The following is a 23,416-nucleotide window of genomic DNA, read 5'->3' as shown; positions in this document are numbered from 1 at the left end:
ATGCTCCTTAGACGCGACGCTTCTTGGGGGGACGGCAGCCGTTATGCGGAATCGGCGTGACGTCGATAATGTTGAGCACCTTGTAGCCCAACGCGTTCAGAGAGCGCACAGCCGACTCGCGGCCCGGGCCGGGGCCCTTGATGCGCACTTCCACGGTCTTCACACCGTAGTCGCCAGCGGCGCGGCCAGCCTTTTCGGCGGCGACCTGCGCTGCGAACGGGGTCGACTTACGGGAACCGCGGAAACCCGCGCCGCCCGCCGTCGCCCACGACAGGGCATTGCCCTGGCGATCGGTGATCGTGACGATGGTGTTGTTGAAAGAAGCCTGCACGTGGGCCACGGCATCCGTGACGACGCGCTTGATCTTCTTCTTGGTTTTAACCGGCTTAGCCATGATCGGTATCCGTTACTTCTTGATCGGACGACGCGGACCCTTACGGGTACGGGCGTTGGTACGCGTGCGCTGGCCGCGCACCGGCAGGCCACGACGGTGGCGCAGGCCACGGTAGCAACCAAGATCCATGAGGCGCTTGACCGCCATGCCGATTTCGCGACGAAGGTCGCCCTCGACCGTGTACTTGGCGATCTCGGCGCGGATCTTCTCGACCTCGCCTTCGCTGAGCGACTTGATGGGAGTGGTCGCAACCACGCCCGCGTCGACGCAAACCTGCTTCGCCCGCGAACGGCCGATTCCGTAAATGCTCTGCAAACCAACCCAGACATGCTTCTGGACCGGCAAATTGACACCCGCGATGCGCGCCATGATGTACTGTCTCCGATGCGTTTCGTGCGCGGTAAACGCGCAATTCTAACCGTAATTAACCTAAACGGGAAGTCCTGCGGCGCTGGGCGCCAAGGCCTCCCCTACTTGGGGCCTCCGTCGCGTCTCAGCTGCGACGGAGATTGGACTTCTTAAGCAGACTCTCGTACTGGTGACTGACGAGATGGGCCTGGACCTGAGCCGTAAAGTCCATCACCACCACCACCACGATCAGCAGCGAAGTGCCGCCGAAATAGAACGGGACGTGCCAGGCGTTCTGCATGAACGTGGGCACCAGGCAGACCAGCACGATGTAGAGCGCGCCAACACCGGTAAGCCGGGTCATGACGCCATCGATATAGTCCGCCGTGGCACGACCCGGGCGGATGCCCGGAATCAACGCGCCCGAACGCTTGAGGTTATCGGCCGTTTCCTGCGAATTGAACACGATCGCCGTATAGAAGAAGGCGAAACCGATCACCAGCACCGCGAACACGATGTCGTGGACCGGCTCACCCGGGCTCAGCGCCGTGGTCAGCCATTGCAGCCAACGGGACTGGTGGGCAGAGCCGAACCAGGTCGCCGCGGTCGCGGGGAAGAGCAGCAGACTGGTCGCGAAGATCGGCGGAATGACGCCCGCCATGTTGATCTTCAGCGGCAGGTGCGAGGTCTGGCGCTGGAACTGACGCTGACTGCCCTGCTTCGCGTAATTCACGGTGATACGCCGCTGGGCGCGCTCCATGAACACCACGAACGCCGTGACCGCCAGGATCACCACGGTGACCATCAGCAGCTTCAGGACCGACAGCTCGCCGTTGTTCGCCATGGACAGCGTGTGCACGATGGCACCCGGCAGGCCTGCGACGATACCCGCGAAGATCAGCATCGAGATACCGTTACCGATACCGCGCTCCGTGATCTGCTCACCCAGCCACATCAGGAACATCGTGCCGGCGGTGAGGCCGACGACCGAAGCCATGACGAAGCCGGCACCCGGCATGTAGACCACCGGTGCGCCGCCCGTGGCGACCTGCTTCTGCAGGGCCACCGCGATGCCGAACGCCTGGAAGGCCGCGAGACCCACCGTGCCAAAGCGCGTATAGGTGGTCATCTTGCGACGACCCGCCTCGCCTTCCTTGCGCAGTGCCATGAGCGACGGAACGACCGAGCCCATCATCTGCACCACGATCGACGCCGAGATATACGGCACCACACCGAGCGCGAATACCGAGAAGCGGGACAGCGAGCCACCCGAGAACATGTTGACCATGTTCAACAGGCCACCACCACCCTCGACCAGGCTCGTCATCGCCTCGGGGTTCACGCCCGGAACGGGAATGAACGAGCCGAGGCGGAAGACGATCAGCGCACCGATCAGGAAAAAGATGCGCTGACGCAGTTCCGTCAGTTTGCCCAGCGAGCCGAGCGTTGTGCCCTGCGCTGCAGCCACCTGATTACTCCACGCTGCCGCCGGCGGCTTCGATGGCCGCCTTGGCGCCGGCCGTCGCAAGCACACCGGAGAGCTTCACCGCGCGGGTGATTTCGCCCTTCAGGACGATCTTGACCTTCTTCGCGCGGCTGGTCACGAGACCGGCGGCGTGCAGGGCGATCAGATCGATGGTGTCGGACTTGATCGACGCCAGCTGGTACAGCATGACCTGTTCCGTATCGGCCTTCTTCAGCGAACGGAAGCCGACCTTCGGCAAACGACGCTGCAGCGGCATCTGGCCGCCTTCGAAACCGACGCGGTGCGTATTGCCGGCACGGGCGTGCTGACCCTTGTGACCACGGCCGGCGGTCTTGCCGAGGCCGGAGCCGATACCACGCGCTACGCGGGTACGGGTCTTGCGGGCGCCCTTGCCGGGCCTGAGTTCATTAAGACGCATGACGTTTACTCCTCGACCCGGACCAGGTAGTAGACCGTGTTGATAAGGCCACGGACCTGGGGGCTATCCTTCAGTTCGCGCACATCGTTGAGCTTGCTCAGGCCAAGGGCCTTCACGCTCAGACGATGACGACCCTGTACACCGCGAAGACCCTTGACGAGGCGGACGCGGACGGTGCCGGTGTTTTCGATGTTCTTAGCCATTGCCGAGGACCTCTTCGATCGTCTTGCCACGCTTGGCGGCAATGCGCTTCGGCGATGCAACGGCCTGGAGGCCCTTGATCGTGGCGCGGACGAGGTTGATCGGATTGCGCGAGCCGACGGCCTTCGCAAGCACGTCCTTCACACCGACCACTTCGAGGACGGCGCGCATGGCACCGCCGGCGATGACGCCGGTACCCTGCGAGGCGGGCTGCATGTAGACGCGGGCCGCACCGTGGTTCGCCTTGATGGCGTACCAGAGCGTGCCATTGTTCAGTTCGATCGACACCATGTTGCGGCGAGCGCGCTCCATCGCCTTGGAAATGGCGACCGGCACTTCGCGCGCCTTGCCATAACCAAAGCCGACGCGACCTTCGCCATCGCCGACCACGGTCAGCGCGGTGAAGCTCATCTGGCGGCCACCCTTGACGGTCTTGGCCACGCGGTTGACGGCGATAAGCTTTTCAAGCATGCCGTCCGAATTTTCGCGATCTGTCGAGGACATCTCTCTTTCCTGTCTGCCCGGACGCACCGGGACTTCTGTTTACGGCTTGGTCGCCGCTTGGAGTTGTAGTTACAGCGGGCGACACCGGCCCCGGGGAGCCGATGCCGTGGCCTGACGCCTCTTAGAACTTGAGGCCGGCCTCACGCGCCGCGTCGGCGAGAGCCTTGATGCGACCGTGATAACGAAAACCCGAGCGATCGAAGGCAACGGCTTCGATACCGGCGGCCTTGGCGCGCTCGGCAACGACGCGGCCCACCGTGACGGCGGCCTCGATGTTCTTCTTGCTCTTGAGACCTTCGGCGACCGACTTCTGCACGGTCGAGGCGGCTGCCACGACGGTGCCGTTCGGCGCGAAGACCTGGGCATAGATGTGCTGACCAGTGCGGTGCACGCTCAGGCGGGCGACGGCGAGCTCACGGATGTGAGCGCGGGTCGACTTGGCGCGGCGCAGGCGGGATACGTTCTTGTTCATCGTCTTGACTCCAGAAAGCGGATAGGCCGATTAGGCCTTCTTGGCTTCCTTCAGGATGATCGTTTCGCCCGCGTAACGGACGCCCTTGCCCTTGTAGGGTTCCGGCGAACGGAATGCGCGGATCTTCGCGGCCACCTGGCCGACGAGCTGCTTGTCGGCGCCCTTGATCAGGACTTCCGTCTGCGACGGGACTTCGATGGTGATGCCTTCCGGCGCCTCGAAGACCACCGGGTGCGAGTAACCCAGCGAAAGGTTGATCGACTTGCCGGTGAGCTGGGCACGGTAACCCACGCCGACCAGCTCGAGCTTCTTCTCGAAGCCGTTGGCCACGCCGTGGATCATGTTGGCGACGATCGCGCGGGCGGTACCGCCGAACTTGTCGTCGGCACCCTCGGCGAGAACGACGTTCGCGACGCCATTCTCCTGCTGGAACGAAACGCCCGGCAGTTCGTGGGTGGTCAGGGTGCCCTTCGGGCCCTTGACGGTGACGGTGCCGTTGGCGATCGAGAGTTCGACGCCCTTCGGCAGGGTGATGGGCTGCTTGGCTACACGTGACATGTCGGGACTCCTTACGCCACCTGGCCGATGACTTCGCCGCCCAGACCCTTGGCACGGGCCTGCGCGTCGGTCAGGAGACCGGCGGAAGTCGAGATGATCGAGATACCCAGGCCACCGAGGACCTTCGGCAGCTCGTCCTTGCCGCGGTAGACGCGGAGACCGGAACGGCTGACACGGGAGATGGTTTCGATGGCCGGACGGCCTTCAAAGTACTTCAGCTTGATCTCGAGGACCGGCTTGCCAGCTTCGTCAGCGGCACGGGCGTCGAGGATGTAGCCTTCGTTCTGCAGAAGCTTGGCCAGGGCCAGCTTCATCTTCGACGACGGCATACGGACAACCGACTTGCCAGAGGCCTGGCCATTACGGATGCGCGTAAACAGATCGGCGATGGGATCAGTCATGCTCATAAGAAAACCCTTGAGAGTGCACCGATATCCGAATTACCGGAAATCTTTAAATTGTAAAGCCGACAGAGGTCGGTCTGCGTTGCGCAGACCGACGACTATAACAGCTTGTCCCGCCAATGGCGAGTTTTTTACCAGCTAGCCTTGCGCAAGCCCGGCACGTCGCCACGCATGGTGGCTTCGCGGAGCTTGTTGCGGCCCAGGCCGAACTTGCTGTAGACGCCACGCGGGCGGCCGGTCAGGGCGCAGCGGTTACGCTGGCGCACCGGGCTGGCATCGCGCGGAAGCTTCTGCAGCTTGGTCTGGGCTTCCATCTTTTCGTCGTACGACGCAGTGGCGCTCAGGACGATCGCCTTCAGTTCGGCGCGCTTGGCGGCGAACTTCTTCACGATCTTGGTGCGCTTGAGGTCGCGCTCGACCATCGAGGTCTTGGCCATGTTCTACCTGTGATCAGTTGCGGAACGGGAAGCTGAAGGCTTCCAGCAGCGCCTTGGCTTCTTCGTCGGTCTTGGCGGTGGTGGTGATGGAGATATCCATGCCACGCAGCGCGTCGACCTGATCGAAGTCGATTTCCGGGAAAATGATCTGTTCCTTGATGCCGAAGTTGTAGTTACCACGGCCATCGAAGGCACGGCCCGAGACACCACGGAAGTCGCGCGTACGCGGCAGCGAGATGTTGATCAGGCGGTCCAGGAATTCCCACATCTGGGCACGACGAAGCGTGACCTTGCAACCGATCGGCCAACCATCGCGGATCTTGAACGAAGCGACCGACACGCGGGCCTTCGTCGTGATCGGCTTCTGGCCGGCGATCTTGGTCATATCGGCCACGGCGTTCTCGAGGATCTTCTTGTTACCGGCGGCTTCGCCGACGCCCATGTTGAGCGTGATCTTCGTGATGCGGGGCACTTCCATGACGTTCTGGTAACCGAAGCGCTCAGTGAGCTTCTGCATTACCGACTCTTTGTAAAACGATTCAAGGCGGGTCATGACTTCGATTCCTTACGCGTCGACCACTTCGCCCGAACGGAACACGCGCACCTTGCGCCCGTCCTCGAGCGTCTTGGTGCCCACGCGCTCGCCCTTGTTCGTGGCGGAGTTGAAGAGCTGGACGTTAGAGATATGGATCGAGGCCTCACGTTCGACGATACCGCCGGGCTGGTTGGCCTGCGGATTCGGCTTGGTGTGGCGCTTGACCAGGTTCACGTTCGAGACGACCACGCGGTCGCCGTCGACGCGCAGCACGTCGCCGCGCTGTCCCTTGTTCTTGCCGGTGATGACGACGACGTTATCACCCTTGCGGATACGGTTCATGGTCTGGCCTCCGCTCAGAGCACTTCGGGCGCGAGCGAGACGATCTTCATGAACTTCTCGCTGCGCAGCTCGCGGGTAACCGGCCCGAAGATACGGGTTCCGATCGGCTCGAGCTTGTTGTTGAGGATGACGGCCGCGTTACCGTCGAAACGGATAACGGAACCATCGGCGCGGCGCACACCCTTGGCGGTACGAACCACCACGGCGTTGTACACCTCACCCTTCTTGACCTTGCCGCGGGGAATGGCGTCCTTGACGGTCACCTTGATGACATCACCGACGCTGGCATAACGGCGCTTCGAGCCGCCCAGCACCTTGATGCACATCAGTTCCTTCGCGCCGCTGTTATCGGCCGCGGAAAGCATGCTCTGTACCTGAATCATCGCAGCTCTCCTTAGACTTCAGCGCGCGTGACGATTTCGACCACGCGGTGATGTTTGGTCTTCGACAGCGGACGGCATTCCGCGATGCGGACGAGGTCACCCTCGTTCGCGCCCGTTTCGTCGTGCGCATGGAGCTTCGTGGAACGGCGGATGATCTTGCCGAGCAGCGGGTGCTGCACCTGGCGCTCGATCAACACCGTTACCGTGTTAGCCATCTTGTTGCTGATGACACGACCCGTGAGGGTGCGCGCCGTCTTCGTGTTATCGCTCATGTCCGCCGTCCTTACTTCTTCACGCCGAGCACGAACTTCGTGCGGGCGATGTCACGCCGAACGCGGCGCAGCTGGTGCGGCTGGGTGAGCTGTCCGGAGCCCTTCTGCATGCGCAGGTTGAACTGCTCCTTGCGAAGGTCCAGCAGGTGCTGCTTCAGCTCTTCCGCCGACTTCTCTTTGATTTCTTTGCTGGCCATTACATCACCGCCCTGGAGACGAACTGGGTCTGGACGGAGAGCTTGGCTGCCGCCAGACGGAACGCTTCGCGTGCCGTCGTCTCGTCGACACCTTCGATTTCATAAAGCATGCGGCCCGGCTGGATCAGAGCGACCCAGAACTCGACGCCACCCTTACCGGCACCCATTCGAACTTCGATGGGCTTGCGGGTGATCGGCTTGTCCGGGAACACGCGGATCCAGAGCTTGCCGCCACGCTTTACGTAGCGCGTGATGCAACGACGGGCCGCTTCGATCTGACGCGCGGTCAACTGACCATGCGTCGTCGCCTTGAGGCCGTACTCGCCAAAGCTCACGAGGTTGGAATTGAATGCCAGGCCGTCATTACGACCCTTATGCATCTTGCGGTACTTGGTACGCTTCGGTTGCAACATGGCAACGCTCCTTACTTGGCAGCGCGCTCACGCTCGCGGCGGTTTTCACCACCCTCGCGGCGCGACGACTGCTGAGGCTGCTGTTCTTCCTTCGACTCGGCCGTAGCGGCCGCCAGATCGAAGATCTCGCCCTTGTAGACCCAAACCTTGACACCGATGATGCCGTACTGGGTCTTGGCCTCGGCGGTGCCGTAGTCGATGTCCGCGCGCAGGGTATGCAGCGGAACGCGACCTTCGCGAGCCCACTCGGAGCGCGCGATCTCGGCACCGTTCAAACGGCCGGAGACGTTGATCTTGATGCCGAGGGCACCGAGGCGCATCGCGTTGCCGACCGAGCGCTTCATCGCGCGGCGGAACATGATGCGACGCTCGAGCTGCTGGGCGATCGACTCGGCGACAAGCTGGGCGTCGAGTTCCGGCTTACGGACTTCACTGACGTTGATGTGCGTCGGAACGCCCATCATGTCCGTGACTTCCTTGCGCAGCTTCTCGATGTCCTCGCCCTTCTTGCCGATCACCACGCCCGGGCGGGCGGTGTAGATCGTCACGCGGGCGGTCTTGGCCGGGCGCTCGATCTGGATCTTCGAGATGCCGGCGGCGGCGAGCTTCTTGCGCAGCATTTCGCGGACCTTGAGATCGGCCGCGAGATACTGGGCGTACTCACCCTTGTTTGCGTACCACTTCGAGTTCCAGTCCTTGGCAATGCCGAGGCGGATACCGGTGGGATGAACTTTATGACCCATCGTGTCTTACCCCAGTCAGTTGCCGACAACCACAGTGATGTGGCTGGTGCGCTTCAGGATGCGCGAACCGCGACCTTTGGCGCGGGCGTACATACGCTTCATCGCCGGACCTTCGTCGACGAAGATGCGGGCCACCTTCAGCTCGTCCACGTCGGCACCGAGATTGTTCTCGGCGTTGGCGACGGCGGAGAGCAGCACCTTGCGAACAAGGTGTGCGGCTTTCTTGTTGGTGAAGGCGAGCACGTCGCTGGCTCGGCCCACGGGCATACCGCGGACCAGGTCAGCCACCAGGCGTGCCTTCTGCGCCGAGATGCGGGCGCTGCGCAGGATCGCTTTGGCTTCGGTGCTCATCACTTGCCCTTCTTATCGCCTGCGTGGCCCTTGTACGTACGGGTCACCGCGAACTCGCCGAGCTTGTGCCCGACCATGTTCTCGTTGATCAGGACGGGCACGTGCTGGCGGCCGTTGTGGATGGCGATGGTCAGACCGACCATCTCCGGCAGAATCATCGAACGACGCGACCAGGTCTTGATCGGACGCTTGTTGTTGGCGGAAACGGCGGCTTCCACCTTCTTTACGAGGTGCAGGTCAACGAACGGACCTTTCTTTAGAGAGCGCGGCATGATCGTTTCCTATTACTTGCGACGACGCACGATGAACTGCTGGGTGCGCTTGTTGTTGCGCGTCTTGTAACCCTTGGTCGGCGTACCCCACGGGCTGACCGGATGACGGCCGCCGGAGGTCTTGCCTTCACCACCGCCATGCGGATGGTCGACCGGGTTCATCACGACACCGCGAACGGTCGGACGGATACCCGCCCAGCGCTTCTTACCGGCCTTGCCAAGCTTGCGCAGGCTGTGCTCGGAGTTGCCGACTTCACCGATGGTGGCGCGGCATTCGACCGGCACACGGCGCATTTCGCCGGAACGAAGGCGCAGCGTGGCGTAACCCTGCTCGCGGGCGACCAGCTGGACCGAGGCGCCGGCGGAACGCGCGATCTGCGCACCCTTGCCTGGCTTCATCTCGATGCAGTGGACCGTGGAACCGACCGGAATCGAACGAAGCGGCAGGCAGTTGCCCGGCTTGATCGGCGAGTCGGAACCCGACACGAGACGGTCGCCCACCGCCACGCCCTTCGGCGCGATGATGTAGCGGCGCTCGCCGTCGGCGTAGCACAGCAGCGCGATGTGCGCGGTGCGGTTCGGATCGTATTCCAGACGCTCGACGACGGCGGCGATGCCTTCCTTGTCACGCTTGAAATCGATGATGCGGTAAGCCTGCTTGTGACCGCCGCCGCGATGACGCGTGGTGATGCGACCGTAGTGGTTGCGTCCACCCGTCTTCGACTGCGATTCGGTCAGGGGCGCGTAAGGTGCGCCCTTGTGCAGACCTTCGGTCCGCACGCTGACTGCGTCGCGGCGGCCCGGGGAGGTCGGCTTGTGAGTGATCAGTGCCATCTCAATTCAACTCCTGGCTCAGGCCTTGGCCGACACGTCGATCGTGTGACCGTCGGCGAGGCGCACGTAGGCCTTACGCTTGCCCTGGCGGTTGCCAGTGCGAAAGCGGAACGACTTGACCTTGCCCTTGGTGTTCACGAGGTTCACGTCCACGACCTTGACGTCGAAGAGGTGTTCCACGGCTGCACGGACATCGGCCTTGGTCGCCTCGGGCGCCACGACGAAAACGTACTGGTTGTTCTCAGCAAGGCGAGCCGACTTCTCGGAGATGTGCGGCGCGCGAAGCGTGTTGAGCGTGCGTTCGGTGCTCATGCGAGCCACTCCTCGACCTTCTTGACCGCGTCCACCGTCATGACGACGAAGTCGCTGCCGACCATGCTGACCGGATTAAGGGCCAACACGTCGACGACGTGGATGTACGGAATGTTGCGGGCGGACAGGTACAGCGCCTCGGTGGCGTCTTCCGACACCAGCAGCACGCGACCCTTGACTTCGAGCTCGGCGAGCTTGGCGATCATGCCCTTGGTGCTCGGGGCTTCCATCGACAGCTCGGAGACGACCTTCAGGCGACCCTGGCGGTTCAGCTCGGCGACGATCGAACGAATCGCGACGCGGTAAGCCTTGCGGTTGACCTTCTGCTCGAAGCTGCGCGGCTTGGCCGCGAACGTCACACCACCACCGACGAAGATCGGAGCGCGGTAGTCGCCGTGGCGAGCACCGCCACCCTTCTGCTTCTTGAACTTCTTGGTCGTACCGGACATCTGGCCGCGAGACAGCTGGGCCTTCGTACCGGCACGGCCAGCCGCCTGATAGGCGGTGACGACCTGGTGGACGAGGGCCTTCTTGTACTCGCCGCCGAACACATCGTCCGACACGGTGAGCGCCTTGGCGCCAATAACGTTGAGTTCCATGGCGTCTCTCCTCAGCCCTTGGTCGTCGGACGAATCACGACGTCACCGCCCGGCGCGCCGGGGACCGCGCCCTTGACAGCGATCAGGTGGCGCTCGGCATCGACCGTGACAACTTCGAGACCCTGCTGGGTGCGATTGACCGCGCCCATGTGGCCCGACATCTTCTTACCAGGAAACACGCGGCCCGGCGTCTGGCGCTGGCCGATCGAGCCCGGGGCGCGATGCGACAGCGAGTTACCGTGCGTGGCGTCGCCCATCTTGAAGTGGTGACGCTTGATGGTGCCCTGGAAACCCTTACCCTTCGACACGCCGGAGACGTCGACCGTCTGACCGACGGTGAAGACGTCACCCGCCGAGATCTCGGTGCCGATCACGTACTTGCCTGCGTCTTCCGCGCTGACGCGGAACTCCCACAGACCGCGGCCCGGCTCGACCTTGGCGTTGGCGTAATGGCCCTTCAGCGGAGCCGTCAGCAACGAGGCGCGCTTGGCACCCGTCGTGACCTGCACGGCGCTGTAGCCGTCATTTTCTTCGGTCTTCACCTGCGTCACGCGATTCGGGGTCGCTTCAATCAGCGTCACCGGAATCGAGCGGCCGTCTTCGGTGAAGAGCCGGCTCATGCCGCACTTGCGGCCAACCAGTCCGATACTCATCTTCGTATCCTTTTATCCGCTCAGCCGAGCTTGATCTGCACGTCAACGCCAGCCGCGAGATCGAGCTTCATGAGCGCGTCCACGGTCTTGTCGTTGGGGTCGACGATGTCCAGAACGCGCTTGTGAGTACGGGTCTCGTACTGGTCGCGGGCATCTTTGTCGACGTGCGGCGACACCAGAATGGTGTAGCGCTCAATCTTGGTCGGCAGCGGGATCGGGCCGAGGACCGTAGCGCCAGTGCGCTTGGCCGTCTCGACGATTTCGCTGGCCGAACGGTCGATCAGACGATGATCGAACGCCTTGAGCCGGATGCGAATCTTTTGGTTCGCCATAAAACCGTGTCCTGTTATCGAAAGAACGTTCTTGTGATTCGGAGGGGCTTCTCGCCACCCCGCACAACCCTGGTGCTACTTACGGGTACCGCAACGGGCCGCCCTGGAACGGTTCAGAACCGCCCGGAACGACCCGAAAAAGTCAGGCAGGCCGAGTTATCGGCCTGCCTAGACAGAAAAGTATAGAATACGCAACGAGATAGGTCAACAGAGCTTACGCCCCGTGGCCCGTTGGCACCCTACTCGGCATCCCTGCCTGCGAACTCGAAGCACATTCCGTGCGCCTCATTTCGCGGTGTCCGGTCATCCACTGATGGTGACCGGGAGGTATAGCCCAGCGACTATAACCTATCGTCCGACCGATGGGAAGCCCCCAAGGAAGGACCGACATGGGATGGGCCGCTCCTTACCCGGGCGGGATCATGCAGGGCCGCCCCGCCCTACCGTTGCTTGAGCGGCACATAGTCTCCGTAGCGTTTTTCCGTGCGGTCCACCCGGGCGCACAACTGTTTACCGCACAGGCGAACATCGGCCTGGTTGTAAGCCTGGAGCAGCCCGGCCTCCATCTGCTGCTGCGCGATGACCTGCTTGTAGTGCCATCCGAGGTAACCGCCCACCGAGAGCACCGATAGAAGAATCGCCAGCACCCCCGCCACCAGCCAGGTCGCCTTGTTCACGAAGCCCGCCAGCTTACGCTGTATCCGAACCATCGCATCCGTGCTCGCCTGCATGCCGCGCTGATGCTCGGCCGCGTCCCGGGCCACTTCCGCGAGCGGTTCGTTCAAGCCCGTTCGCATGGTCCGCGCGGCATCCGCCGAGATCGCGCCCAGGGTCACATCCGCGGCTTGGCGCATGATACCGGGCAACGCCTGCACGGTCCGTTCTTGTTGCTCGGTGGCATGCCGATGGCGCGTATCCATCGACTCGCTCATGCGCGACAGCCGCTCCACCATCATCGCCATCTGCATGGCGGCGCTCCTTGTGCCTTCTTCGCGCATCGCCATTCCTTACAGTCGCATCACCGGACCGCTGATCTCCCGGACCTGCGAAACCTGCTGCTCCTGCGCCTGCTGCACCTGCGCTTCCAGGGCCGCGATGCGGTCCTCCATGTCCACCTGCCGCGCCGCCTCCATGTGGAATTCCCGTGCGGCATCGGTCTGGCCGATCTGTCGAAGCGCTTCCATGAACCCCTGATCGTCCTGCTCCAGGGCTTTGCATAGATAGTCGAACATTTCGTCCGTATCGGCGGTCGCCGCCAGTGGCGGCATGGCGGCGCACTCCTGCTGCTCACCCAGCATGTGCCAGGGCGCCGACAGATCCAGCGGCACACCGCGGGGCAAATCGTCCAACGGACGATGATGCAGGTCGCGCATGTAGTTATGAGCGAACACCGCCGCCGGCTGGTTGCCCTCCTTGTCCCAGAAGTTGCCGATGCCGTGTGCGCGGCCCACGGCACCGACCTCGCCGACCGGCGACAGGCCTCCCTGCTTGTGGCGCTGGTAATCGGCATGATCCATGTAGTCCAGGCTGCGACCGATCGAGTCGGCGAGCGTCGATACCGGATCGTGGTACATGCGGTGGTTGACGACGCGATCCTCCGCGGCCCGGACATCCAGGCCCAACCCCTCGGCCATGGACCGGGCGCCATAGGTGTTGAAGGTTTCCGCGTGTATGCCCGCCGATTCGGGCATGGCCGCTTGCAGTTGCGCGAGGGCACCGCCGAGGGAGTGGCCGGTGATGCTGATGTCACTTACGGGGATATGACTCTTCTCGGCGTGATGCAAAGCCCAGCGCATCGTTTGAGCCGCTTCAGGCCATTGAGTGGGCGCACCCATCATCCCCATGCCCAGGTCGGCGGTTATGTCATGAATGCTGGAAGGATCGGTGCCTTTGTTCGCGATGATAAGCTGGCCGGTCGTCTCGTCTTGCAACACGGCGCCGCGGTAGTTGGTCGGAGATGGCGGGGAAACGTAGAGCACAGTGTAGAGACGGCTATCGCTCTCGATATCGGTCTTTGCCGTCAGCGGCGCATAAACCGCATGAGAGAGAAATGCATATTGTTCGGAAGGAAGAGACATATCCATTTCCTTGGATAGAAGTTACTGCTAGTCGCCGCTAGAAGCAGTAGGCGGGTTTGGTGCGGCGTCTGTCGTCACGGACTTGACGAAATTGCTCTGGCTGAAGACGCCCCGCACGCGCGGACGCAGCAACGCCGAGTCCTCGGACACATGAACAGTGATGGGGACTCGACTGTAATGGGACACGTTCGGCATCGGCCATCTGCCGTAGCAACTCTGCGGATCATCATCAGCCTGGAACGGGCAAATGGCTTTGTATTCGGTGCCGGGAGCCAAGTCCTCGCGAAGACCCCAGTGCCCTAGCGCGTCCCTCCCCGTAAAGGTGTCACGAACCAGGAAGTAAGGGGCAGCAAGCTCCCAATTGCAGGCGACTTCGTTGTACCTGTCCAGGTAGACGTTGAAACGGGCCTGCTTCGGGTCCCGACTTTCATTCGGAACGTCGAACGTTCCATGGGGATAGACAAAGCTGCCGCCACCCCGAAGCGGATCGAAGTAACCACATCCGCGCTGTTGGTTCTGATAGAGCGCCTTCATGATGACGATGTAGCGCTTGGCATCATCAGGATGATCGAACGTCACCGTGACGTGCAGCGCCTCCTTCGGATGCGGATTCAGAGGCGGCGGGCTGAGATCTTTTTTCTCGGCACGCGCGGCCAAGGCGGGAAACAACAGCAGCGGAAGCAGTGTCCATGCGCGTAGGTTCATGAGGACAGCTTAGCGATACCGCATGAGGACATCTTTAGAAGAATCCTCAAAATCCTGTGCTTTTGTCATGCGCGCCAATCGAAATAGGGCAAACGAACAGTGGCCTTCAACGTGATGACACAGCGCTCGAACCAACTCTCGTCAACGCACGAAAGAGCGGCGAGTGTCGCCCTCGGGGCCGTTAGTGCAGGCGAGTGATCCAGGCGGATCAGGCCCGCAGGGGCCAACCATGGATGGTTGGCCTTCTTCGCGAGACAGGATGTCGAGTCGAAGAGCCCCGACTGGTTCACGACCCGGCCGCAGGCCATTGAAATACGGCCGCGCCAGCGGCCCTTCCTTGAGGGGTCGCCGGAGGCGTGGCCCCGAGGGCGGCACTCGCCGGCTCTTGCCGCGACCACGCACCCCGCGATGCCGAAGGCAGCCCGACCCACCATTCACAAGAACAAAAAAAAGCGGAGGCTTTCGCCTCCGCTTTTCGATAACCGGACGGGTCACCCCGCCCCGGTGATCCTTCTTACTTGTTGATCTTCGAGACGACGCCAGCGCCGACGGTGCGGCCGCCTTCGCGGATCGCGAAGCGCAGGCCTTCGTCCATCGCGATCGGAGCCTGCAGCGCCACGGTGATCTTCACGTTGTCACCCGGCATCACCATCTCCACGCCTTCCGGCAGCGTGATCGAACCGGTCACGTCCGTCGTGCGGAAGTAAAACTGCGGGCGATAGTTGCTGAAGAACGGCGTGTGACGGCCACCCTCGTCCTTCGACAGGATGTACACCTCACCCTCGAAGTCCGTGTGCGGCTTCACCGAACCCGGCTTGGCCAGCACCTGGCCACGCTGGACGTCTTCACGCTTCAGACCGCGAACCAGCACGCCGACGTTGTCACCGGCCTGACCCTGGTCCAGCAGCTTACGGAACATCTCCACGCCCGTCACCACCGTCTTCAGGGTGTCCTTCAGGCCAACCACTTCGGCCTCGTCACCCACCTTCACGATGCCGCGCTCGACGCGACCGGTCAGCACCGTGCCGCGGCCCGAGATCGAGAACACGTCTTCCACCGGCAGCAGGAACGGCTTGTCGATGTCGCGCTCCGGCTCCGGAATCCAGCTGTCCAGCGCATCGACCAGCTTGATGATCGACGGCACGCCGATCTCCGACTGGTCGCCGTCCAGCGCCAGACGCGCCGAACCGTGGACGATCGGCGTATCGTCGCCCGGGAACTCGTACTTCGACAGCAGCTCGCGCACTTCCATCTCGACCAGCTCGAGCAGTTCGGCGTCGTCCACCATGTCGGCCTTGTTCAGGAACACGACGATGTACGGCACGCCCACCTGGCGCGACAGCAGGATGTGCTCGCGCGTCTGCGGCATCGGGCCGTCAGCGGCCGAGCACACCAGGATCGCGCCATCCATCTGCGCCGCACCCGTGATCATGTTCTTCACGTAGTCGGCGTGGCCCGGGCAATCGACGTGGCCGTAGTGGCGCTTCGGCGATTCGTATTCCACGTGCGCGGTCGAGATCGTGATGCCGCGCGCCTTCTCTTCCGGCGCCGCGTCGATCGAACCGTAGTCCTTGAACTCGCCACCGAAACGCTCGGCACCGATCTTCGTCAGCGCGGCCGTCAGCGTGGTCTTGCCGTGATCGACGTGACCGATGGTGCCGACGTTGACGTGCGGCTTCTTGCGCTCGAACTTACCCTTTGCCATGACTCTAAACCTCTAAAAGAACGTTGTATGTTTAAAGAAGAAGTCCTTATCAGGACTTCTTCATGACCTCGTCTGCGATATTCTTCGGTGCCGGCTCGTAATGGTCGAATTCCATCGTGAACATCGCACGGCCCTGGCTCAGCGAGCGGATCGTGGTGGCGTAGCCGAACATCTCGCCGAGCGGAACCATCGCGTCGATGGTCTTGCCCGACGGTGTGTCGTCCTGGCCTCTCAGGACGCCGCGACGGCGGCTCAGGTCGCCCATGATGTCACCGACGTAATCTTCCGGCGTCACGACCTCGACCTTCATGATCGGCTCGAGCAGAACCGGCTGCGCCTTGGCGAAGCCCTGCTTGAACGCCATCGATGCGGCGAGCTTGAACGCCATTTCGGACGAGTCGACGTCGTGGTAGGAACCGAAGACGAGCTTGACCTTCGTATTCACGACCGGGAAGCCAGCCAACGGACCCGAGGTGATCGTCTCGCGCAGGCCCTTCTCGACCGACGGGATGAATTCCTTCGGAATCACGCCACCCGTGATGTCGTTGATGAAGAGGAAGTCGTCCTTGATCTGGGCGGCCAGCTTCTCATCCGCGCGATCCTCCGGCTTGATCGGAGACAGTTCGATCACGACGTGACCGTACTGACCCTTACCACCCGACTGCTTGGCGTGCTTGTAGTCCGACTTGACGTCCGACGCCTGGATCGTTTCGCGGTAAGCCACCTGGGGCTTGCCGACGTTGGCTTCGACGTTGAACTCGCGACGCATGCGGTCCACCAGGATGTCCAGGTGAAGCTCGCCCATGCCCGAGATGATCGTCTGACCCGACTCTTCGTCCGTACGGACACGGAAGGACGGATCTTCCGCAGCCAGACGGCCGAGGGCGATACCCATCTTTTCCTGATCCGACTTGGTCTTCGGTTCGACCGCCATCGAGATCACCGGCTCGGGGAACGACATGCGCTCGAGCGTGATGATGTGATCCTGCGCGCACAGCGTGTCACCCGTCGTGACGTCCTTCAGGCCGACCGCCGCGGCGATATCGCCGGCGCGGACTTCCTTGAGTTCGTGACGCTCGTTGGCGTGCATCTGCAGGATGCGGCCGATGCGCTCTTTCTTCGACTTGACCGGGTTGTACACCTGGTCACCGGCGTTCAGCGTGCCCGAATAGACACGGAAGAACGTCAGCGAGCCGACGAAGGGGTCGGTCATGATCTTGAACGCGAGCGCGGAGAACGGCGCGTCGTCCTTGGCCGGCCGGGTGGCCGACTTCTCGTTTTCGTCGATGCCTTCGACCGCCGGACGGTCCAGGGGCGACGGAAGCAGGTTGACGACGGCATCGAGCATCGCCTGGACGCCCTTGTTCTTGAAGGCGGTACCGCAGTACACCGGGATGATTTCACTGCGAAGCGTACGAGCACGAAGGCAATCGATGATCTCTTCCTCGGTAAGGACACCGTCCTCGAGGTACTTATTCATCATCTCTTCGTTCGACTCAGCAGCGGCCTCAAGCATGAAGGCGCGAGCATCCTCAGCCTTCTTCTGCAGTTCCGCCGGAATCTCGACGTATTCGAACTTCATCCCCTGGGATTCCATGTCCCACTTGATCGCCTTCATCTTGAGGAGATCGACCACGCCTTCGAAATTGTCTTCGGCGCCGATCGGCACCTGCATCGGCACGGGATTGGCACCGAGACGAGCCTTCAACTGGCCAACGACCTTGTCGAAGTTCGCACCCGTGCGGTCCATCTTGTTGACGAACGCCAGACGCGGCACCTTGTACCGGTTGGCCTGACGCCACACGGTTTCCGACTGCGGCTGCACGCCACCCACGGCGCAGAGCACGAACACCGCACCGTCGAGAACGCGGAGCGAACGCTCCACTTCGATGGTGAAGTCGACGTGTCCCGGGGTGTCGATGATGTTGAAGCGATGCTCGGGCAGCGAACGGTCCATGCCCTTCCAGAACGCCGTGGTGGCGGCGGAAGTGATGGTGATGCCGCGCTCCTGCTCCTGCTCCATCCAGTCCATCGTAGCGGCACCGTCATGCACCTCGCCAATCTTATGACTGACACCGGTGTAGAACAGGATGCGCTCCGTGGTCGTGGTCTTGCCGGCATCGATGTGAGCCATGATGCCGAAATTGCGGTAGCGCTCGATGGGCGTAGTGCGTGCCACGGTCTTTCCTCAATCTAAAGCTGTAATTACCAGCGGTAATGCGAGAAGGCCTTGTTGGCCTCCGCCATGCGGTGCGTTTCTTCGCGCTTCTTGACAGCGCCGCCACGGGATTCCGAGGCTTCGAGCAGTTCGGCGGCCAGCTTGCGCGGCATGGACGTTTCGCCGCGCTTGCGCGCCGCGTCGATCACCCAACGCATGGCGAGGGCCATACGACGACCCGGACGGACTTCGACCGGCACCTGGTACGTGGCACCGCCGACTCGGCGGGACTTCACCTCGACGGCCGGGGCGATATTGCCCAGGGCCTTCTCGACGAGCTGCACCGGCTCGGCGTTCTTCTCGCCGATGTGCTGCAGGGCGCCGTAGACGATGGATTCAGCGACGGACTTCTTGCCGGACTTCATCACCATATTGATGAAACGGGCAATCAGCTGGCTTCCGTGCTTCGGGTCCGGGAGGACCACACGGGCGGGATGGGAACCTTTACGCGACATAATTCTTGTCCTCTACTCAGCTCTTCGGGCGCTTGGCGCCGTACTTCGAGCGCGACTTGCGACGCTTGGTCACGCCGGCGCAGTCGAGACTGCCGCGAACCGTGTGGTAACGCACACCGGGGAGATCCTTGACGCGACCGCCGCGGATCAGGACCACCGAGTGCTCCTGCAGATTGTGACCTTCGCCACCGATGTAGCTGATGACTTCGAAACCGTTGGTCAGGCGCACCTTGGCAACCTTACGCAGCGCCGAGTTCGGCTTCTTCGGAGTGGTCGTATAAACGCGCGTGCACACCCCGCGGCGCTGCGGGCTGCTCTGCAGGGCCGGCGAGGCGCTCTTGTACGCCTTCGGGCTGCGGGATTTGCGCACCAACTGGTTGACTGTCGTCATGCGAAGCTATTCCTGAGAAACATAAAGGCAGACCGATAGATCGGCCCGCCAGAGAAGCGTTGTTGACGTGCGCCGCCCGCGAAGCGGGTCAGCGCCCATCGTCCCTGATTCCGAACACGAGGCGCATCCTTGCGCCTCATTTCGTATGTACGAGCAAAACCCGGTTACGGGCCTTACTCGGCGCTATCGTTGGACCCGGCGGGAGCCTCTTCGAACGTGACAGCCGGTGCCGAAGAACCCGAGAGGGTTTCCAGCTCCGAGGCCGTCAGTCCGCCCTGGCTACGACGCGAAGCGTGGTATGCCAGACCCGTACCCGCAGGGATTAGCCGCCCAACAATAACATTTTCCTTCAGGCCACGCAACGTATCCCGGGTGCCACGGACCGCCGCCTCGGTGAGGACGCGGGTGGTTTCCTGGAACGAAGCCGCCGAGATGAACGACTCGGTGGCCAGCGAAGCCTTGGTGATGCCGAGCAGGACCGATTCGAACTCGGACGGACGCTCACCCCGCTTCTCGGCGCGCTCGTTCTCCTCGTTGATGCGGACACGCTCGACCTGCTCACCGCGCAGATAGGTGCTGTCACCCGGCTCGGTGATCTCGACCTTGCGCAGCATCTGGCGAATGATCGCTTCGATGTGCTTGTCGTTGATCTTCACGCCCTGCAGGCGGTAGACGTCCTGAATCTCCTTGACCAGGTACGAGGCCAGCGGCTCGACACCCAGCAGGCGCAGGATGTCATGCGGATTCGGCTCGCCGTCGACGACGGTTTCGCCCTTCTCCACGTGCTCGCCCTCGAACACGATGACCTGGCGCCACTTGGGAATCAGCTCCTCGTGCTCGTTGCCGTCCACGTCCTTGATGATCAGGCGCTGCTTGCCCTTGGTGTCCTTGCCGAAGCTGACGATACCCGAGCGCTCCGCGAGGATCGCCGGCTCCTTCGGCTTGCGGGCTTCGAACAGGTCGGCGACGCGCGGCAGACCACCCGTGATATCGCGGGTCTTCGAGGTTTCCTGCGGGATACGGGCGACGACGTCACCCACGCCCACTTCGGCACCGTTCTGGATCGAGACGATCGCGCCGGCCGGCAGGAAGTACTGGGCCGCGATGTCCGTACCCGGCAGCTTGAGCTCGCGGCCCTTGCTGTCTTCCAGGCGGACGATCGGGCGCAGGTCCTTCGCCTGCGTGCCGCGACGCTTCGGATCCGTGACCACCGCCGACTCGAGGCCGGTCAGTTCGTCGGTCTGCGACTGCACGGTCACGCCATCGATGAAGTCGATGAAACGGACCACGCCGGCCACTTCCGTGACGATCGGGTGGGTATGCGGATCCCAGTTCGCCACCGTCTGGCCGGCCTTGACCGGGTCGCCGTCCTTCACCGCGATGGTCGCGCCGTAAGGCACCTTGTAACGCTCGCGCTCGCGACCGTTGGCGTCGATGACGCTCACTTCGCCCGAACGCGAGACAGCGACCAGGTGACCCTGCGAGTGCTCGACCGACTTCAGGTTGTTGAACTTCAGCGCGCCAGTCGTGCGGACCGTCACGTTGTCCACCGCGGCCGCACGGGACGCCGCACCACCGATGTGGAACGTACGCATCGTCAGCTGGGTACCCGGCTCGCCGATCGACTGAGCGGCGACCACACCCACGGCCTCGCCCATGTTGACCAGGTGACCGCGAGCGAGGTCGCGGCCGTAGCACAGGGCGCACACGCCGTGGCTGGCACGGCAGGTGATCGGCGAACGGACCTTGATCAGCTGCACGCCGGCCTTGTCGAGCTGGTCGACCAGGTACTCGTCCAGCAGCGTGTCGCGGGTCACGATCGGCTGGTCGTCATCGCCAGGGGCGTAGACGTCCTCGACCACGACGCGACCGAGCACGCGCTCGCGCAACGGCTCGACCACGTCACCGCCTTCGACGATCGGCGACATCAGCACGCCATCTTCCGTGCCGCAATCGTGCTCGGTGATGACGACGTCCTGGGCCACGTCGACGAGGCGACGGGTCAGGTAACCGGAGTTCGCGGTCTTCAGCGCGGTATCCGCGAGGCCCTTACGGGCACCGTGGGTCGAGTTGAAGTACTGCAGGACGTTCAGGCCTTCGCGGAAGTTCGCCTTGATGGGCGTCTCGATGATCGAGCCGTCCGGGCGGGCCATCAGGCCGCGCATGCCTGCCAGCTGACGAATCTGCGCCGCGCTACCACGCGCGCCGGAGTCCGCCATGATGTACAGCGAGTTCATCGACTTCTGGTTGACCGTGTTGCCGTCGGCGTCCTGCACCTTCTCGGTGCCGATACCGTCGATCATCGCCTTGGCGACGAGTTCGTTGGTACGCGACCAGATGTCGACCACCTTGTTGTAGCGCTCGCCGGCGGTCACCAGGCCCGACTGGTACTGCTCCTGGATCTCGACGACTTCCTTCTCGGCTTCCTCGAGGATGCCCTTCTTCTCGGCCGGGATCTTCATGTCGTCGATACCGATGGAGATACCGGCGCGCGTCGCGAAACGGAAGCCGGTGTACATCAGCTTGTCGGCGAACACGACAGATTCCTTCAGGCCGAGCAGACGGTAGCTCTGGTTGATCAGGCGCGAGATGTTCTTCTTGGTCAGCTCGGTGTTGACCAGCGCGAAGGGCAAGCCCTCCGGGATGATCTCGGCGAGCAGGGCGCGACCCACCGTGGTGTCGACCAGGACGAGGCGCTCGACGCGCTCGCCATCGACGGTTTCCACGCTGCGCACGCGCACCTTCACCTTCGCGTGCAACTCGACCGCACGGTTGTCGTACGCACGACGCACTTCGCCGACGTTCGCGAACACCATGCCGGTGCCCTTCGCGTTGATCAGCTCGCGGGTCATGTAGTACAGGCCGAGCACGACATCCTGCGACGGCACGATGATCGGCTCGCCGTTCGCCGGCGACAGGATGTTGTTCGAGGACATCATCAGGGCGCGGGCTTCGAGCTGCGCCTCGATCGACAGCGGCACGTGCACGGCCATCTGGTCACCGTCGAAGTCGGCGTTGAACGCCGTACACACGAGCGGATGCAGCTGGATCGCCTTGCCTTCGATGAGGACCGGCTCGAACGCCTGGATACCCAGGCGATGCAGGGTCGGCGCGCGGTTGAGCATGACCGGGTGCTCGCGGATCACGTCCTCGAGGATGTCCCAGACCTGCGCTTCCTCGCGCTCGACGAGCTTCTTCGCGGCCTTGATCGTGGTGGCTTCGCCACGGGCCTGAAGCTTGGCGAAGATGAAGGGCTTGAACAGCTCGAGCGCCATCTTCTTCGGCAGGCCGCACTGGTGCAGGCGCAGCGTCGGGCCGACCACGATGACCGAACGGCCCGAGTAGTCGACGCGCTTGCCGAGCAGGTTCTGGCGGAAGCGGCCCTGCTTGCCCTTGATCATGTCCGCGAGCGACTTCAGCGCGCGCTTGTTCGTGCCGGTGATGGCACGGCCACGGCGGCCGTTGTCGAGCAGCGCATCGACCGATTCCTGCAGCATGCGCTTCTCGTTGCGCACGATGATGTCGGGCGCGGCGAGTTCGAGCAGACGCTTCAGGCGGTTGTTGCGGTTGATGACGCGGCGGTACAGGTCGTTGAGGTCGGAGGTCGCGAAGCGGCCGCCGTCCAGCGGAACGAGCGGACGCAGGTCGGGCGGCAGCACCGGCAGAACGGTCATGACCATCCATTCCGGCTTGTTGCCCGACTCGAGGAACGCCTCGATCAGCTTCACGCGCTTGGTGAGGCGCTTCAGCTTGGTCTCGGAATTCGTCGACGAGATCTCTTCCTTGAGGCGGATGACTTCGCCCGGCAGGTCGAGGCTCTTCAGCAGCTCGTAGACGGCCTCGGCACCCATGCGGGCGTCGAATTCGTCACCGTGCTCCTCGGTGGCTTCCAGGTACTGGTCTTCGCTGAGCAGCTGGCCGCGCTCGAGCGCGGTCAAGCCCGGATCGATCACCACGAAGGCCTCGAAGTACAGGATGCGCTCGATGTCACGCAGGGTCATGTCCAGCATGAGGCCGATGCGCGAAGGCAGCGACTTCAGGAACCAGATGTGCGCGGTCGGGCTGGCCAGCTCGATGTGGCCCATGCGCTCGCGACGGACCTTGGCCAGGGTGACCTCGGTGCCGCACTTCTCGCAGACCACGCCGCGATGCTTCATGCGCTTGTACTTGCCGCACAGGCATTCGTAGTCCTTGATGGGACCGAAAATGGCCGCGCAGAACAGACCGTCACGCTCAGGCTTGAACGTGCGGTAGTTGATGGTTTCCGGCTTCTTCACTTCGCCGTACGACCACGAGCGGATCAACTCCGGCGAAGCCAGAGCGATCTTGATCGCGTCGAAATCCAGCGTCTGTCGCTGCTGGTTGAACAGATTGAGCAGGTCTTTCATGCGTAATCTCCGGTAG

32 protein-coding genes are annotated in these 23,416 nt (G+C 62.9%); all 32 read right to left on the bottom strand.

Annotated elements, in window-relative coordinates; all coding sequences use genetic code 11:
* Positions 1-7: 7 nt before the first annotated feature.
* Positions 8-394, bottom strand: a complete 387-nt coding sequence (gene rpsK / locus QFZ41_RS14450) for a 30S ribosomal protein S11 (RefSeq protein WP_007513384.1) — start codon at positions 392-394, stop codon at positions 8-10.
* Positions 395-406: 12 nt separating this feature from the next.
* A complete protein-coding gene (gene rpsM / locus QFZ41_RS14445) occupies positions 407-763 on the bottom strand; it encodes a 30S ribosomal protein S13 (RefSeq protein WP_029213875.1) in 357 nt (118 codons plus the stop codon).
* Positions 764-887: 124 nt separating this feature from the next.
* A complete protein-coding gene (gene secY / locus QFZ41_RS14440) occupies positions 888-2,210 on the bottom strand; it encodes a preprotein translocase subunit SecY (protein WP_306849899.1) in 1,323 nt (440 codons plus the stop codon).
* Positions 2,211-2,214: 4 nt separating this feature from the next.
* Positions 2,215-2,646, bottom strand: a complete 432-nt coding sequence (rplO, locus tag QFZ41_RS14435; RefSeq protein WP_429199384.1) for a 50S ribosomal protein L15 — start codon at positions 2,644-2,646, stop codon at positions 2,215-2,217.
* A 5-nt stretch (positions 2,647-2,651) separates the two neighbouring features.
* Positions 2,652-2,849 carry a 50S ribosomal protein L30 gene (gene rpmD, locus QFZ41_RS14430; RefSeq protein WP_429199383.1) on the bottom strand — a complete coding sequence of 66 codons (198 nt, stop codon included), beginning with the start codon at positions 2,847-2,849 and terminating at the stop codon, positions 2,652-2,654.
* Positions 2,842-3,351, bottom strand: coding sequence for a 30S ribosomal protein S5 (gene rpsE, locus QFZ41_RS14425; RefSeq protein ID WP_029213879.1), 510 nt, complete (start codon positions 3,349-3,351; stop codon positions 2,842-2,844). The genes rpmD and rpsE overlap by 8 nt, the downstream gene beginning before the upstream one ends.
* A gap of 121 nt (positions 3,352-3,472) precedes the next feature.
* On the bottom strand, positions 3,473-3,823 hold the full coding sequence (gene rplR, locus QFZ41_RS14420; protein WP_371023351.1) for a 50S ribosomal protein L18: 351 nt from the start codon (positions 3,821-3,823) through the stop codon (positions 3,473-3,475).
* Positions 3,824-3,853: 30 nt separating this feature from the next.
* On the bottom strand, positions 3,854-4,381 hold the full coding sequence (gene rplF / locus QFZ41_RS14415) for a 50S ribosomal protein L6 (protein ID WP_429199382.1): 528 nt from the start codon (positions 4,379-4,381) through the stop codon (positions 3,854-3,856).
* Positions 4,382-4,392: 11 nt separating this feature from the next.
* On the bottom strand, positions 4,393-4,788 hold the full coding sequence (gene rpsH / locus QFZ41_RS14410) for a 30S ribosomal protein S8 (protein WP_072322781.1): 396 nt from the start codon (positions 4,786-4,788) through the stop codon (positions 4,393-4,395).
* A 128-nt stretch (positions 4,789-4,916) separates the two neighbouring features.
* Positions 4,917-5,222 (bottom strand): 30S ribosomal protein S14, encoded by a 306-nt coding sequence (gene rpsN, locus QFZ41_RS14405; protein ID WP_306849888.1) that lies wholly within the window; start codon positions 5,220-5,222, stop codon positions 4,917-4,919.
* Positions 5,223-5,235: 13 nt separating this feature from the next.
* Entirely contained in the window at positions 5,236-5,775 is a 540-nt protein-coding gene (gene rplE, locus QFZ41_RS14400; RefSeq protein ID WP_306849886.1) for a 50S ribosomal protein L5, read from the bottom strand.
* A 12-nt stretch (positions 5,776-5,787) separates the two neighbouring features.
* Positions 5,788-6,099: a 50S ribosomal protein L24 gene (gene rplX / locus QFZ41_RS14395; protein WP_090054986.1), complete on the bottom strand. Its 312-nt coding sequence runs from the start codon at positions 6,097-6,099 to the stop codon at positions 5,788-5,790.
* A 14-nt stretch (positions 6,100-6,113) separates the two neighbouring features.
* Positions 6,114-6,482, bottom strand: coding sequence for a 50S ribosomal protein L14 (gene rplN, locus QFZ41_RS14390; RefSeq protein WP_306849882.1), 369 nt, complete (start codon positions 6,480-6,482; stop codon positions 6,114-6,116).
* 11 nt (positions 6,483-6,493) lie between these two features.
* The gene (gene rpsQ, locus QFZ41_RS14385) at positions 6,494-6,754 is read right to left on the bottom strand and encodes a 30S ribosomal protein S17 (RefSeq protein WP_029213887.1); all 261 of its coding nucleotides are present in this window, start codon (positions 6,752-6,754) and stop codon (positions 6,494-6,496) included.
* An 11-nt stretch (positions 6,755-6,765) separates the two neighbouring features.
* The gene (rpmC, locus tag QFZ41_RS14380) at positions 6,766-6,951 is read right to left on the bottom strand and encodes a 50S ribosomal protein L29 (RefSeq protein ID WP_029213888.1); all 186 of its coding nucleotides are present in this window, start codon (positions 6,949-6,951) and stop codon (positions 6,766-6,768) included.
* The gene (rplP, locus tag QFZ41_RS14375; RefSeq protein WP_306849879.1) at positions 6,951-7,364 is read right to left on the bottom strand and encodes a 50S ribosomal protein L16; all 414 of its coding nucleotides are present in this window, start codon (positions 7,362-7,364) and stop codon (positions 6,951-6,953) included. Before rplP ends, rpmC begins: the two co-directional genes overlap by 1 nt.
* Before the next feature lie 11 nt (positions 7,365-7,375).
* The gene (gene rpsC, locus QFZ41_RS14370) at positions 7,376-8,107 is read right to left on the bottom strand and encodes a 30S ribosomal protein S3 (protein WP_429199381.1); all 732 of its coding nucleotides are present in this window, start codon (positions 8,105-8,107) and stop codon (positions 7,376-7,378) included.
* Between the two features lie 15 nt (positions 8,108-8,122).
* A complete protein-coding gene (gene rplV, locus QFZ41_RS14365; protein ID WP_029213891.1) occupies positions 8,123-8,458 on the bottom strand; it encodes a 50S ribosomal protein L22 in 336 nt (111 codons plus the stop codon).
* Positions 8,458-8,730, bottom strand: coding sequence for a 30S ribosomal protein S19 (gene rpsS / locus QFZ41_RS14360; protein WP_029213892.1), 273 nt, complete (start codon positions 8,728-8,730; stop codon positions 8,458-8,460). Before rpsS ends, rplV begins: the two co-directional genes overlap by 1 nt.
* A gap of 12 nt (positions 8,731-8,742) precedes the next feature.
* Positions 8,743-9,564 carry a 50S ribosomal protein L2 gene (rplB, locus tag QFZ41_RS14355; RefSeq protein ID WP_306849874.1) on the bottom strand — a complete coding sequence of 274 codons (822 nt, stop codon included), beginning with the start codon at positions 9,562-9,564 and terminating at the stop codon, positions 8,743-8,745.
* An 18-nt stretch (positions 9,565-9,582) separates the two neighbouring features.
* A complete protein-coding gene (gene rplW / locus QFZ41_RS14350; protein WP_046967254.1) occupies positions 9,583-9,876 on the bottom strand; it encodes a 50S ribosomal protein L23 in 294 nt (97 codons plus the stop codon).
* On the bottom strand, positions 9,873-10,475 hold the full coding sequence (rplD, locus tag QFZ41_RS14345; RefSeq protein WP_429199380.1) for a 50S ribosomal protein L4: 603 nt from the start codon (positions 10,473-10,475) through the stop codon (positions 9,873-9,875). The genes rplW and rplD overlap by 4 nt, the downstream gene beginning before the upstream one ends.
* Positions 10,476-10,486: 11 nt before the next feature.
* On the bottom strand, positions 10,487-11,128 hold the full coding sequence (rplC, locus tag QFZ41_RS14340) for a 50S ribosomal protein L3 (protein ID WP_429199379.1): 642 nt from the start codon (positions 11,126-11,128) through the stop codon (positions 10,487-10,489).
* Positions 11,129-11,148: 20 nt separating this feature from the next.
* On the bottom strand, positions 11,149-11,460 hold the full coding sequence (gene rpsJ / locus QFZ41_RS14335; RefSeq protein ID WP_014402136.1) for a 30S ribosomal protein S10: 312 nt from the start codon (positions 11,458-11,460) through the stop codon (positions 11,149-11,151).
* A 440-nt stretch (positions 11,461-11,900) separates the two neighbouring features.
* Entirely contained in the window at positions 11,901-12,458 is a 558-nt protein-coding gene (locus tag QFZ41_RS14330; RefSeq protein ID WP_429199378.1) for a hypothetical protein, read from the bottom strand.
* 9 nt (positions 12,459-12,467) lie between these two features.
* Positions 12,468-13,538 (bottom strand): lipase family protein, encoded by a 1,071-nt coding sequence (locus QFZ41_RS14325; RefSeq protein WP_429199377.1) that lies wholly within the window; start codon positions 13,536-13,538, stop codon positions 12,468-12,470.
* Positions 13,539-13,565: 27 nt separating this feature from the next.
* The gene (locus QFZ41_RS14320) at positions 13,566-14,243 is read right to left on the bottom strand and encodes a hypothetical protein (RefSeq protein WP_429199376.1); all 678 of its coding nucleotides are present in this window, start codon (positions 14,241-14,243) and stop codon (positions 13,566-13,568) included.
* A 514-nt stretch (positions 14,244-14,757) separates the two neighbouring features.
* Positions 14,758-15,948: an elongation factor Tu gene (gene tuf, locus QFZ41_RS14315; protein WP_429199368.1), complete on the bottom strand. Its 1,191-nt coding sequence runs from the start codon at positions 15,946-15,948 to the stop codon at positions 14,758-14,760.
* 49 nt (positions 15,949-15,997) lie between these two features.
* The gene (gene fusA / locus QFZ41_RS14310) at positions 15,998-18,127 is read right to left on the bottom strand and encodes an elongation factor G (RefSeq protein ID WP_429199375.1); all 2,130 of its coding nucleotides are present in this window, start codon (positions 18,125-18,127) and stop codon (positions 15,998-16,000) included.
* A gap of 26 nt (positions 18,128-18,153) precedes the next feature.
* Positions 18,154-18,621, bottom strand: coding sequence for a 30S ribosomal protein S7 (gene rpsG, locus QFZ41_RS14305; protein ID WP_429199374.1), 468 nt, complete (start codon positions 18,619-18,621; stop codon positions 18,154-18,156).
* Between the two features lie 16 nt (positions 18,622-18,637).
* Positions 18,638-19,012 carry a 30S ribosomal protein S12 gene (gene rpsL / locus QFZ41_RS14300; protein ID WP_036115505.1) on the bottom strand — a complete coding sequence of 125 codons (375 nt, stop codon included), beginning with the start codon at positions 19,010-19,012 and terminating at the stop codon, positions 18,638-18,640.
* A 173-nt stretch (positions 19,013-19,185) separates the two neighbouring features.
* Positions 19,186-23,400, bottom strand: a complete 4,215-nt coding sequence (gene rpoC, locus QFZ41_RS14295) for a DNA-directed RNA polymerase subunit beta' (protein ID WP_429199373.1) — start codon at positions 23,398-23,400, stop codon at positions 19,186-19,188.
* Positions 23,401-23,416 lie beyond the last annotated feature (16 nt).

This window comes from Luteibacter sp. W1I16, assembly GCF_050434905.1.
Taxonomy (GTDB): Bacteria; Pseudomonadota; Gammaproteobacteria; order Xanthomonadales; family Rhodanobacteraceae; genus Luteibacter.
This window is presented reverse-complemented; position numbering and strand designations above follow the sequence as displayed.